The 12,799-nt window shown below is 62.1% G+C and carries 10 protein-coding genes and 2 pseudogenes; all 12 read left to right on the forward strand.

The window, feature by feature from the left end; translation table 11 throughout:
• Window positions 1–498, forward strand: a 498-nt coding sequence (locus D8U82_RS05650; RefSeq protein WP_130901817.1) for an energy transducer TonB, incomplete at its 5' end; no start/stop codon positions are given.
• 45 nt (window positions 499–543) lie between these two features.
• A complete protein-coding gene (locus tag D8U82_RS05655; RefSeq protein ID WP_122703670.1) occupies window positions 544–1,251 on the forward strand; it encodes a MotA/TolQ/ExbB proton channel family protein in 708 nt (235 codons plus the stop codon).
• Window positions 1,251–1,652 (forward strand): biopolymer transporter ExbD, encoded by a 402-nt coding sequence (locus D8U82_RS05660; protein WP_016775377.1) that lies wholly within the window; start codon window positions 1,251–1,253, stop codon window positions 1,650–1,652. Before D8U82_RS05655 ends, D8U82_RS05660 begins: the two co-directional genes overlap by 1 nt.
• Window positions 1,653–1,863: 211 nt before the next feature.
• A pseudogene (locus tag D8U82_RS05665) lies at window positions 1,864–4,574 on the forward strand (TonB-dependent receptor).
• A 226-nt stretch (window positions 4,575–4,800) separates the two neighbouring features.
• Window positions 4,801–6,666, forward strand: a complete 1,866-nt coding sequence (locus D8U82_RS05670; RefSeq protein ID WP_130901818.1) for an extracellular solute-binding protein — start codon at window positions 4,801–4,803, stop codon at window positions 6,664–6,666.
• 1 nt (window position 6,667) lies between these two features.
• A complete protein-coding gene (gene yejB, locus D8U82_RS05675; RefSeq protein WP_130901819.1) occupies window positions 6,668–7,732 on the forward strand; it encodes a microcin C ABC transporter permease YejB in 1,065 nt (354 codons plus the stop codon).
• Window positions 7,732–8,754: an ABC transporter permease gene (locus D8U82_RS05680; RefSeq protein WP_130901820.1), complete on the forward strand. Its 1,023-nt coding sequence runs from the start codon at window positions 7,732–7,734 to the stop codon at window positions 8,752–8,754. The genes yejB and D8U82_RS05680 overlap by 1 nt, the downstream gene beginning before the upstream one ends.
• Before the next feature lies 1 nt (window position 8,755).
• Complete coding sequence (locus tag D8U82_RS05685; RefSeq protein WP_130901821.1) at window positions 8,756–10,390, forward strand: ABC transporter ATP-binding protein; 1,635 nt, start codon at window positions 8,756–8,758, stop codon at window positions 10,388–10,390.
• A 184-nt stretch (window positions 10,391–10,574) separates the two neighbouring features.
• Window positions 10,575–11,096: a DUF3455 domain-containing protein gene (locus D8U82_RS05690; protein WP_016775383.1), complete on the forward strand. Its 522-nt coding sequence runs from the start codon at window positions 10,575–10,577 to the stop codon at window positions 11,094–11,096.
• A 161-nt stretch (window positions 11,097–11,257) separates the two neighbouring features.
• On the forward strand, window positions 11,258–11,785 hold the full coding sequence (locus D8U82_RS05695; RefSeq protein WP_130901822.1) for a sigma-70 family RNA polymerase sigma factor: 528 nt from the start codon (window positions 11,258–11,260) through the stop codon (window positions 11,783–11,785).
• Complete coding sequence (locus D8U82_RS05700; protein WP_016775384.1) at window positions 11,782–12,474, forward strand: anti-sigma factor; 693 nt, start codon at window positions 11,782–11,784, stop codon at window positions 12,472–12,474. Before D8U82_RS05695 ends, D8U82_RS05700 begins: the two co-directional genes overlap by 4 nt.
• 132 nt (window positions 12,475–12,606) lie before the next feature.
• Window positions 12,607–12,799: pseudogene (locus D8U82_RS05705) on the forward strand (hypothetical protein); the annotation flags it as partial.

Consider the following 12,799-nt stretch of genomic DNA (forward strand, 5'->3'; position numbering starts at 1 on the left):
CCGGTGGAGGACGAGGACGCGGTCAAGCCGCCGCCCAAACCGGTGGAGAAGCCCAAGCCGATCGAAAAACCCAAACCGGTGGAAAAGCCAAAACCGGCGAAAAAAGTCGAGCCACCGAAAACGCCGCCCGCCCCGGCGCAACCGTCCGCACCTGCGGCGCCGACGACACCGAGCGCACCACCGGCACCACCTGCTGCGCCCGCTCCGGTCAAGGAGTCGGCGGCGATTTCCGGCCTGGCCAGCCTTGGCAACCCGCCGCCGGAATACCCGTCGCTGGCGCTGCGCCGCAACTGGGAAGGCAGCGTGGTGCTGCGCATTCAGGTGCTGGCCAACGGCCGTGCCGGCAGCGTGACGGTGACCAAGTCCAGCGGCAAGCCGCAACTGGATGAGGCGGCCGTCGCGGCGGTGAAGAACTGGAAGTTCATTCCGGCCAAGCGCGGCGACACGCCGATCGACGGCTTCGCCACCCAGACCATCGATTTCAAATTGCCGCAATGACGGCGCAACCGACTCATTACTGATTAACGCAAGCGAGGTGTAGCCATGAACGATTCACTGTCTTCGATGATTGTCCCCGGTGTGCTCTGGGGCCTGGTGCTGTTTTCCGTGGTCAGTTGGGCGATCCTGCTGGTCAAGTCGGCCCAGTACCTGCGCCAGAAAGCGCAGAACAAACAGTTCACCAAAGCCTTCTGGAGCGCGCCGGACCTGCTCACCGCCGCCGAACACGCCAGCCAGTATCCAGGCTCGCTGGCGCGCATCGCCAGCAGCGGTTTCGAAGCCCTGCTGGTGGAAGATTCGCCGCGCACCACGCAGCAACTGGCGCACACCATCAACCGTTCCGATCGCCTGGAACGCAACCTGCGCCAGCAGATCCAGAAAGAACGTCGCTCGCTGGAAAACGGCCAGGCGATTCTCGCCAGTATCGGCAGCACCGCGCCGTTCATTGGCCTGTTCGGCACCGTGTGGGGAATCATGGAAGCCCTGCAAAGCATCGGCGAAACCGGCTCGGCCAGCCTTGAGGCGGTGGCGGGGCCCATCGGTCACGCGCTGATCGCCACCGGCGTGGGCATCGCCGTCGCCGTGCCGGCAGTGCTGATCTACAACTTCTTCCTGCGTCGGCTGAAACTCGCCTCGGCGGACATGGACGACTTCGCCCACGACTTCGACGCCCTCGCCTCGCGCAGTGCCTTTTCCATCAGCCGCCAGGCCATCGCCAGCAAAAGCACCAACGCCGTGCGGGAGGCCAGCTGATGTCCTTTTCTACCCAAGACAGCGATGAAGTGCTCAGCGAAATGAACGTCACGCCGTTGGTCGACGTGATGCTCGTGCTGCTGGTGGTGTTCATTGTCACCGCGCCGCTGATGACCAACGCGATCAAGGTCAACCTGCCGAAAACCGACGCCGTCGCCCCCGCCGAAAAGAAGGATCCGGTGGTGGTCAGCGTCGATCAGGACGGCAAGTTCTATCTGGCCAAGACCGAACTGGCCCCGGAATCCCTCGAGGCCAGCCTCAAGGAGGTCAAGGCCAAAGACGCCGAAGTGCGTGTGCAATTGCAGGCCGATGCCGCCGTCAATTACGGCCAGGTGGCCAAGGCGATGGCATCGATCGAACGCTCCGGCATCAGCAAGATTTCGGTGATGACCACCCACTGATGACGGTGCCGGGCGGCTGTTGAAAGCATCCGCCCGGCACCGCTGAAAAAAGAAATCCCGTCGCACCCGGCCGACCGAAAAAACGCTACGCGTCTTCGGAGGGGATCGGCTTGCTTGAAGAAAGTGGTTTTCCGCGCGCGGTATCACCGGAAGCGGAGCAATGAGCGGCTCACAAGGCCAATTCGATAACGTCTGAAAATCGGAAACAACCATGCTGATGAACACTCCACGCTTCACGCTCAAACCTTTGGTGGCAACCATGTCTCGCCACCGTTTCGTTCCGCTGTATCTGGTGGCCATGGGGATGGGCGCCGGGACCGTGCAAGCGGCCGAGGACGACAACAGCGCCACGCCGGCAGCCGCTGTGGTGGCGGCGCCGACCACGCAACTGCAACGGGTCGAAGTGACCGGTTCGGCGATTCGCCGGGTCGATGCGGAAACGGCGGTGCCGATCACCATTCTCAAGGCTGAAGAGCTGCGCAAACAGGGCGTGACCACCACCGCCGAACTGGTGCAGCGCATCACCGGCAGCCAGTCGATCAACAACAGCGCTGGCTCCGTCGGCGCGGCCACTGGCGGTGCGTCGTTTGCCGACATGCGCGGCATCGGCGCGAACAAGACGCTGGTGCTGCTCAACGGTCGACGCCTGGCCAACAATGCCCTGTCGGGGACCAACTCGGCCGGCGGCGCGGTGGACCTGAACATGATCCCGTTTGCAGCCATCGAGCGCGTGGAAGTGCTGCGCGACGGCGCCTCGGCCCTGTACGGCACCGACGCCATCGGCGGTGTGATCAACTTCATCACCAAGAAGTCCCTTACCGACGGCGCGTTGACCCTCGGCGGTGAAACGCCGACCCACAGCGGTGGCGGCGCGACCAAGGACATGAGCGCCAGTTGGGGCTACGGCGATCTGGAAGAAGACCGCTTCAACGTCCTCGGCGTGTTCAACTACAACAAGCAGCAGAACCTCGACGCCAACGACCGCTCCTTCGCCACCGACTACGCGCCCGGTCGCGGTCTCGATCAGACCTCCGGCACCGCGTTCCCCGGCAACTACAGCCAGAACGGCAACGCCACCAACCCGTTGGCCAACAGCAACTGCAACGGCCCCAACCTGATCGCCCGCGACGGCTTGTGCCGCTTCAGCACCCGTGAATTCATCGACCTGGTGCCGCAAACCGAGAAGACCTCGTTCTTCGGCAAGACCACTGCCAAGCTCGGCGATGATCACAACGCCAACCTTGAGTATTTCTGGTCGCGCAACAACAACGCCGTCGCCGTCGGCCCGGCGCCACTGACTGGTCTGAGCCTGGATTCTTCCTCGCCCTACTACCCCGGCAACGGCATCACCCCGGCGCCGACCGATTTCGCCCTCGACCCGACGCAGCCAGTCGATGTCAACTGGCGTGAAACCGCTGCCGGCCCGCGTGAATCGAAAGACCAGAACACCAGCCAGCGTTTTCTGCTGAGCTTCGACGGTCTGGTCGGCGGCTGGGATTACAACGTCGGCGCCTCGTACAACCAGAACAAAATCGTCTCCAGCGTCACCAGTGGTTATGTCAGCGACCAGGCGATGATTGACGGCCTGGCCAGCGGTCTGCTCAACCCGTTCGGCCCGCAGACCGCTGCCGGCCAGCAGTACATCGACGCCGCCGCGTACCACGGCGCCTACTCCACAGCCGTGGGCCGCGTCGCCGGTTTCGATGGCCGCGTCAGCCGTGAAATCGGCGACTGGTTCGGCGCCGGTCCGTCCGGTCTGGCGCTGGGCGGCGAGTACCGCAAGGAGAAATTCCATCAGGACTTCGAGTCGTTCGCCGGCGACATCCAGAGCCTCGGCATCGATCCGGCCGGTAGCGTCGAAGGTGATCGCAGCGTCAAGGCCGCCTATGCCGAACTCAACGTGCCGGTGCTCGACAGCCTTGAACTGTCCGCCGCTGTGCGCCACGACAAATACAGCGACTTCGGCAGCACCACCAACCCGAAATATTCGTTCCGTTATCAGCCGATCAAAGAGCTGGTGGTGCGTGGTGCCTACAGCGAAGGTTTCCGCGCACCATCGCTGTACGAGCTGTATTCGCCGCGCAGCATCACGTTCACTCAGGGTTACTACAACGATCCGGTGCTGTGTACCGGCGGCGTAGTGCAACCAGGCGGCAACGGCGGCCGCGATTGCGGTCAGCAGTTCCTCAACCAGATTGGCGGCAACGAAGATCTGGCCCCGGAGAAGGCGCGCAACGTGACGTTGGGCTTCGTCTACCAGCCGATCAGCAACCTCTCGGTGGGTCTGGATTTCTGGTGGATTCACATCTCCACCAGATCCAGCCATTCCCGGAATCCACCGTGTTCGATCAGGCCGGCTCCTACCCGGACCGCTTCGTGCGCAACGCCGACGGCACGCTCAACTACATCGTCACCGGCAACGCCAACCTCGGCGTCGTCGAGACCAATGGTGTCGACGTGTCGCTCGACTATCGCTTTCCGAACACGCCGTACGGTCAGTTCGGCCTCGGCCTGCAAGGCACCTATGTCGACGAGTACGACTTCCAGAGCACCATCAAAGGCCCGTTCACCGACAAGGTCGGCGACTTTCAGGGTGACGGCGTGATCGCGCGCTGGAAGCACAACCTCACCGGCAGCTGGAGCCTGGGTGCGGCGCGAGCAGCGCTGACCAACCGCTTCACCACCGGTTACAACGACTATGACCGCGACACCCATTCGCGCGTGGCCTCGTATTCGGTGTGGGATCTGTCGGCCGGTTACACCTTCAACAAGGTGCTCGATGTCGATGCCGGGATGAAGAACGTGTTCGATCGCAACCCGCCGTTCTCCAACCAGGCCTACAACTTCCAGAGCGGCTATGACCCGCGCTACACCGACCCGCTGGGCCGGACATTGTTTGCGCGCATGACTTACCACTTCTAACCCCAAATAAAACGCATCCCTCTGTGGGAGCGAGCCTTTGTGGTGAGGGGATTTATCCCCGATGGGGCGCGAAGCGCCTCCAAGACCTGCCGACGCGGAGCATCAGAAGTACCGCATGCGTTGATCTTGCGACTGCTGCGCAGCCGATCGGGGATAAATCCCCTCGCCACAAAGACTCGCTCCCACCGGGGGTCCGGGTTCCTTCAGGGATTTCAAGGGTGACTTCATGAATGTTTTGCGCAACATGCCCGCTCTGCTGCTCGGCAGTGCGCTGCTGTGCTTCGGGGCGTCGGCGTTGGCCGCTGGCGGTCACGCGCTGACGGTGTACGGCGAGGCGCCGAAGTATCCGGCCGGCTTCAAGCATTTCGATTTTGTTAACCCCGACGCTCCCAAGGGCGGTTCGCTCAGCCGTGCGTCGATGGAGATCGGTCAGTACAACTACATCACGCCGTATGCCGATCAGGGCATTTCGGTGGTGCAGGTCAATGACTGGGTATACGCGCCGCTGGCGTTCCGTTCGCTGGATGAGCCCTACACGGTTTACGCCTTCGTCGCGCAGCAGATCGAGCGCGATCCCGAAGGTTTGTGGGTGCGCTTCACCCTCAACCCCAAGGCACGCTTTGCCGACGGCACGCCGATCACCGCCGAAGACGTGCGCTACACCTTCAATTTGTTGATGACCAAGGGCAGCCTGAGCTATCGCCAGCAATATGCCGACGTGCAGGACGTGCTGGTCGAAGGTCCACGCCAGGTCCGTTTCACCTTCAAGAACAACCTCAATCGCACCCTTGCACTGGATCTGGCGACGCTGCGCGTGTTGCCCGAGCACTGGTGGAAGACCCGCGACTTCGCCAACGGCGGCGGCTTCGAGCCACCGCTGGGCAGCGGCCCGTACCGGGTGAGCAAGGTCGACGCCGGGCGCAGCATCAGTTTCCAGCGTGACCCGGACTGGTGGGGCAAGGACCTGCCGGTCAGTCGCGGCATGTACAACTTTGACAGCCTGACGGTGAATTTCTACGGCGACACCGACGTCGCTCGCCAACTGCTGCAGGCCGGCGCGTTCGACTACAACCGCGAGTTCTCCTCGTCCGGTTATGTGGTCGGCTATGACAGCCCGGCATTGCGCGACGGTCGTTTGCAACAGTCGATCCTCGCCCCGGACAAACCCACCGCCGCTCAGGGCTTCGTGTTCAACCTGCAGAATCCGTTCTTCAAGGATCGCCGCGTGCGTCAGGCGATCAGCCTGCTCTGGGATTTCGAGTGGACCAACAAACAGATGATGCGCGGCTTCTACGTGCGTCAGAACAGCTTCTGGCCCAAGAGTGAAATGGCCGCCAGCGCCCTGCCCGATGCCGAGGAATTGAAGATCCTCGAACCGTTGCGCGGCAAGGTTCCTGACGAGGTGTTCACCACGGTCTATGAAGCGCCGAAAACCGATGGCAGCGGCTACATCCGCGACAAGCAATTGCAAGCGCTGAAGCTGCTCGGCGAAGCCGGTTGGACGGCGAAAAACAATCGTCTGGTCAACGCCGCCGGCGAGCCGCTGGAATTCACCTTTCTCGATGGTCAGGGCGGCTTCGATCGCATGCTGCTGCCGTTCAAACGCACCCTCGCGCAGATCGGCATCACGCTCAATCTGCGCCGCATCGATTCGGCGCAATACATCAACCGTCTCAACGCCCGCGATTACGACATGATCGTCTGCGCTTTCCCGCGCAGTGGCGATCCGATCGTCTCCCCGGGCCGCGAGTTGTACAGCCTGTATGGCTCGCAAAGTGCCACGCAAGTCGGCAGCTCGAACGCGATGGTGCTGGCCGATCCGGCGGTCGATCAACTGCTCAACGGGCTGGTCCAGGCCAACAGCCGCGAAGCCATGGTGCATTACGCCCGCGCCCTCGACCGGGTGCTGCAATGGGGTTACTACATGATTCCCAACTACTACTCCAAAGGCACGCCGACGGTGTATCAGAACCGCTTCGGCATGCCCGCCGTGCAACCTTCGTATGACGAAGGCCTCAACACCTGGTGGGAAGTCTCGGCCAGGCCGCTGACGACGCAGCAGATGAGCGCTCAGCTTGCGGGAGGCCAGTGACATGCTGCGTTATCTGAGTCGCCGTTTGCTGCTGATCATCCCCACGCTGTTGTGCATTCTGGTGGTGAATTTTCTTATCGTGCAGGCCGCACCCGGCGGCCCGGTGGAACAAGCCATCGCCCGCCTGCAAGGCTTTGGCGGGCACAGCATGGGCGGTGGCGGCGAAGTCGCGGCGGTCGGCGGTGCCGGGCGCAGCAGCCGTGGGCTGGACCCGGCGCTGATCGAGGAAATCAAACGCCATTACGGCTTCGACAAACCGCTGCACGAACGCCTGTGGCTGCTGCTGAAAAACTACGCACAACTGGATCTGGGCAACAGTTTCTTTCGCGGCGCCAAGGTCACCGACCTGATCGTGCAGAAGCTGCCAGTGTCGCTGTCGCTGGGTTTGTGGGCGACGCTGATTACCTACCTGATTTCAATCCCGCTGGGCATTCGCAAGGCAATCAAGAACGGCAGTGCCTTCGATGTCTGGAGCAGCACCGCGATCATCGTCGGTTATGCGATGCCAGCGTTTCTCTTCGCGATTCTGTTGATCGTGGTATTCGCCGGCGGCAGCTACGTCAACTGGTTTCCGGTGCAGGGGCTGGTGTCGGACAACTTCGACAGCCTCAGCACATTGGGCAAGGTCGGCGACTACCTCTGGCACCTGGTGCTGCCGGTCACGGCGCTGGTGATCGGCGGCTTTGCCACGCTGACGATCCTGACCAAGAACAGCTTTCTCAACGAAATCAGCCGGCAGTACGTGATCACCGCACGAGCCAAGGGCCTGACAGAGCGGCGCGTGCTGTACGGCCACGTGTTTCGCAACGCCATGCTGCTGGTGGTTGCGGGTGTGCCGTCGGCACTGATCGAAGTGTTTTTCGCCGGCTCCCTGCTGATCGAAACCATTTTCAATCTCGACGGCCTCGGGCGCATGAGCTACGAAGCGGCGGTATCGCGCGACTATCCGGTGGTGTTTGGCGCGCTGTTTCTGTTCACCCTGTTCGGCCTGCTGATCAAGCTGATCGGCGACCTCTGTTACACCCTGCTCGACCCGCGCATCGATTTCTCGGCGAGGACTGCCTGATGTTCACACTGTCGCCTCTGGGCCAGCGCCGCGTCGCGCAATTCAAGGCCAACCGCCGTGGGCGCTGGTCACTGTGGCTGTTCATCGGCCTGTGCCTGATCTGCCTCGGTGGCGAGCTGATCGCCAATGACAAGCCGCTGGTGATCCGCTACCACGACGCTTTTTACTTTCCGATCCTCAGCGATTACCTGGAAACCGATTTCGGCGGCGAGCTGCCGTTTCAACCGGATTACGCCAGCAGTTACGTGCACAAGCTGATCGAGGATCAGGGCGGCTGGATGCTGTTTCCGCCGATCCCGTTCAGCTACGACACGGTCAACTACGACCTCACCGAACCGGCGCCCAGCCCGCCGTCATCGAGCAATTGGCTGGGCACCGATGATCAGGCCCGCGATGTTCTGGCGCGGGTGATTTTCGGCACGCGGATCTCAATTCTGTTCGCGCTGATCCTCACCGCCATCAGCGCGTTGATCGGCATTCTCGCCGGGGCCTTGCAGGGCTACTACGGCGGCTGGGTCGACTTGCTCGGGCAGCGTGTACTGGAAATCTGGTCGGGGCTGCCGGTGCTGTATCTGCTGATCATTCTCTCCGGCTTCGTCTCGCCGAGTTTCTGGTGGCTGCTGGGGATCATGGCGCTGTTTTCCTGGCTGGCGCTGGTCGACGTGGTGCGCGCCGAGTTCCTCCGTGGACGCAATCTCGAATACGTGAAAGCCGCGCGCGCGCTGGGCCTGACCGACAGCGAACTGATGCACCGGCACATTCTGCCCAGCGCCATGACCTCCACCCTCACCTACCTGCCGTTCATTCTCACCGGCGCCATCGCCACTCTGACCGCGCTGGATTTCCTCGGCTTCGGCATGCCCGCCGGCACCGCGTCGCTGGGCGAGTTGATCGGCCAGGCCAAACGCAATCTGCAGGCACCGTGGCTGGGGCTGACAGCGTTTTTTGCCTTGGCGCTGATCCTGTCTTTGTTGGTTTTCATCGGTGAAGCGTGCCGAGATGCCTTTGATCCGAGGAGCTGACATGCAAGACAACCTGATTGAAATTCGCGACCTGCGGGTGGCCTTCGCCGGGCAAGAAGTGGTGCACGGTGTGAACCTCGATATTCGCCGTGGCGAGTGTCTGGCGCTGGTCGGTGAATCCGGCTCGGGCAAGTCGGTGACGGCGCATTCAATCCTGCGCCTGCTGCCTGGCAAGAGCGTCAGCAGCAGCGGCGCGATTCGCTACAACGGCGTGGATTTGCTGCACGCCAGCGAACAGCAGATGCGTGGTTTGCGCGGCAATCGCATTGCGATGATTTTCCAGGAGCCGATGACCTCGCTGAACCCACTGCACACGGTGGAAAAGCAAGTCAGCGAAGTGCTGGAAATCCACAAGGGCCTCAAGGGCCGCGCCGCCCGCGCGCGGACCCTGGAGCTGCTCGAGCTGGTGGGTATTCGCCAGCCGTTGCAGCGCTTGAAAGCCTATCCGCATCAGCTTTCCGGTGGTCAGCGGCAACGGGTGATGATCGCCATGGCGCTGGCCAACGAGCCGGAACTGTTGATTGCCGATGAGCCGACCACGGCGCTGGACGTAACCGTACAGCAGAAGATTCTTGAACTGCTGATCGAACTGCAGCAGCGCCTCGGCATGTCGCTGTTGCTGATCAGCCACGACCTCAATCTGGTGCGCCGGATCGCTCAGCGTGTGTGCGTAATGCGTCAAGGCGAGATCGTTGAACAGGCCGATTGCGAGACGCTATTCCAGGCGCCGCAACATCCTTACAGCCGCTTGTTGATCGAGGCTGAACCGAGCGGCGCGCCAGTGCCCAGTGAGTACGAGCACAACCTGCTGGAAGTCGATGATTTGAAGGTGTGGTTTCCCCTGCCGAAAAAACTCTTCAGCCGTCAGCAGGATTACATCAAAGCGGTGGACGGGGTCAGTTTCACCCTGCAACGCGGCAAGACGTTGGGCATCGTCGGCGAGTCGGGTTCGGGCAAGTCGACGCTGGGCCAGGCGATCCTGCGACTGGTCGAATCAGAGGGCAATATCCGTTTCGGCAACAAGCAGTTGAGCCTGCTCAATCAGCGCCTGATGCGCCCGTTGCGCCGGCAGATTCAGGTGGTGTTTCAGGACCCGTTCGGCAGCCTCAGCCCACGCATGTCGGTGCAGCAGATCATTGCCGAAGGCTTGCTGACCCACGGCATCGGCAGCGAGGCCGAGCGCGAGGCAGCGGTAATTCGCGTGCTGGAGGAAGTCGGCCTCGATCCGCAGAGCCGCCATCGTTACCCTCACGAGTTTTCCGGCGGCCAGCGCCAGCGCATCTCCATCGCCCGCGCACTGGTGCTGGAACCGGCGCTGATCCTGCTCGACGAACCGACGTCGGCGCTGGATCGCACGGTGCAGAAGCAAGTGGTGGAGTTGTTGCGCCAGTTGCAGATCAGGCATGGGCTGACCTATCTGTTCATCAGCCATGATCTGGCGGTGGTACATGCGCTGGCGCATGACTTGATGGTGATCAAGGATGGCAAGGTGGTTGAACAAGGATCGTCGCGGGAGATTTTCGCTGCGCCGAAACATCCGTATACCCAAGAGTTACTGAAAGCCTCGGGCCTCAAGCCTTACAGAGAGCCTTGTGGGAGCGAGCCTGCTCGCGAATGCGCTGCGTCAGTCACATAAGTGCTGACTGACCCGACGCTTTCGTCGGAACGCCGCCCGGAGCAGGCTCGCTCCCACAGGTTTGATCGGTGGTGTTTGAAATTTATTTTTCCGGCACTGCATCCAATCGCCTCCGTCACGGGTAGTCCCTGTAACAGCCCACTCTGGTGCTGTCAGCGCCCTACCCTTTTCGGAGAATCATCGGATGAACATCACCCAGCTGATTGGCTTCACCGGTTTGCTCGCTTTCACCGCGACCACCTTCGCCCAGAGCAGTTATCCCGACGCGATCAAGGTGCCGGACGGGCACAAGATTGCCCTGGAAACCACCGGGGTTGGCGAGATCACCTACGAATGCCGCGACAAGCCCAATATGGCCGGGCAGACCGAATGGACCTTTGTCGGCCCGAAAGCGGTGCTCAATGATCGCAGCGGCAAACAGGTCGGCACCTATTTCGGCCCGCCAGCGACATGGCAAGCCAAGGACGGTTCGAAAGTCACCGGCACACAACTCGCCGTGGCACCCTCGAGCCCGGGCAACCTGCCCTATCAACTGGTCAAGGCCAACCCGGCCGAGGGCAAAGGCGCGATGACCGGGGTCAGCTACATCCAGCGTGTCGCGCTCAAGGGCGGCGTCGCGCCCGGCAGTGAGTGCACCATGGCAAACAAGGGCAAGCAGGAAGTGGTGAAGTACCAGGCGGATTATATTTTCTGGGCGGCTAACTGATATTCAGAAGCAGTGCACAATCCTGTGGGAGCGAGCCTGCTCGCGAAGACGGAAGGTCAGTCGCCTTATTACTTTCTGACCCACCGCATTCGCGAGCAGGCTCGCTCCCACAGGGAACAATGCGTCTGGATGTTTGGGAAATGTGAGCTAGATTGCACCCCATGCCTTTAGCCGAATCCGTTTTCGATTACGAAGCCCGCCTCGCCGCCTGTGCCCGGGGTGAGCGCGCGGCTTTGCGCGATTTGTATGTGCAGGAAGGCCCGCGCCTGCTCGGCGTGGCCAAGCGGCTGCTGCGCGATACGGCGCTGGCGGAGGATATCGTGCATGAGGCGTTCATCAAGATCTGGCACGGCGCGGCCGGGTTCGATCCGGCGCGGGGTTCGGCGCGGGGCTGGATGTTCAGCGTGACCCGGCATCTGGCCTTGAATCAGCTGCGCAAGCAAAGTCGGGAAACGCCGTTCAGCGAAGAACATGAGGCAGCGGCGCCTGATGAGGCGGTCGATGTTCACTCGGCACGCATTCATCGCTGCCTCGAGCAACTGGAACCGCAGCGCCGCAGCTGCATCCTCCACGCCTACGTCGACGGTTACAGCCACGCGCAGATTTCCGCGCGCCTCGACACGCCGCTGGGCACGGTCAAAGCGTGGATCAAGCGCAGCCTCAATGCTTTGCGGGAGTGCATGGGATGACCGGCGAATCAGCGCAGGAACGGGATGAACTGGCCGGCGAATACGTGCTCGGCACCTTGTCGTTCGAGCAGCGCATCGAGGTGCAACGGCGCCTGCCGAACGATCCCGAACTGCGTGCAGCGGTGGATGCCTGGGAGCGGCGCCTGCTGGAGCTGACCGATCTGGCCGAACCTCAGCAACCCTCGGCGCAGTTATGGCCTCGTATCGAACGCAGTCTCGAACGGCTGACGGTGAAGAAACCGCTAACCTCGTGGTGGAATCTGCTGCCGCTGTGGCGCGGCTTGAGCGCGGCCGGGCTGGCGGCGACATTGATCCTCGGCACGATGCTGCTGACGCAGACTGCGCCGAAACCGAGTTATCTGGTGGTGCTGGTCGCGCCGCAGGACAAGGCGCCGGGCTGGGTGATTCAGGCGAGCAATGCGCGGGAGATCCAGTTGATCCCGCTGGGCGTGGTCGAGGTGCCGGCGGACAAGGCGCTGGAGTTCTGGACCAAGGCTGACGGCTGGTCGGGGCCGGTGTCGTTGGGCTTGGTCAAGCCGGGGCAGGCGTTGTCGGTGCCACTGGACAAACTGCCGCCGTTGCAGCCGAACCAGCTGTTTGAGCTGACCCTGGAAGGCGCCAATGGCTCGCCGATCGGCAAACCGACCGGGCCGATTCAGGCGATCGGGCGTGCGGTGAAGGTGCTCTGAGGCTCTGCTACGCGGTTGTCCGCAACCATCATCGACGTCGATGTTCACCATCACGGCAATGAAGTTCTCATAAAAAATTCCGGGCGTAACATCAGCTCCATACCAACCAACAACACCCCGGAGCACACCATCATGAAACGCCAGACTCTTCTCAGCATCGCTTTCTCGGTTTTCGCAGTTAACGCTTTCGCCGCCACCCCGGCGCACACCATGATCGCCGAAGGCGGTTCGGACAAGCTGATCGAAAGCCGTCTGGCCGAAGGTGGTTCCGATCGTCTGATCGAACGCCGCGTCGCCGAAGGTGGCTCGGATCGTCTGATCGAAC

Origin of the sequence: Pseudomonas sp. Sample_23 (assembly GCF_004307595.1) — a bacterium.
Classification (GTDB): domain Bacteria; phylum Pseudomonadota; class Gammaproteobacteria; order Pseudomonadales; family Pseudomonadaceae; genus Aquipseudomonas; species Aquipseudomonas atacamensis.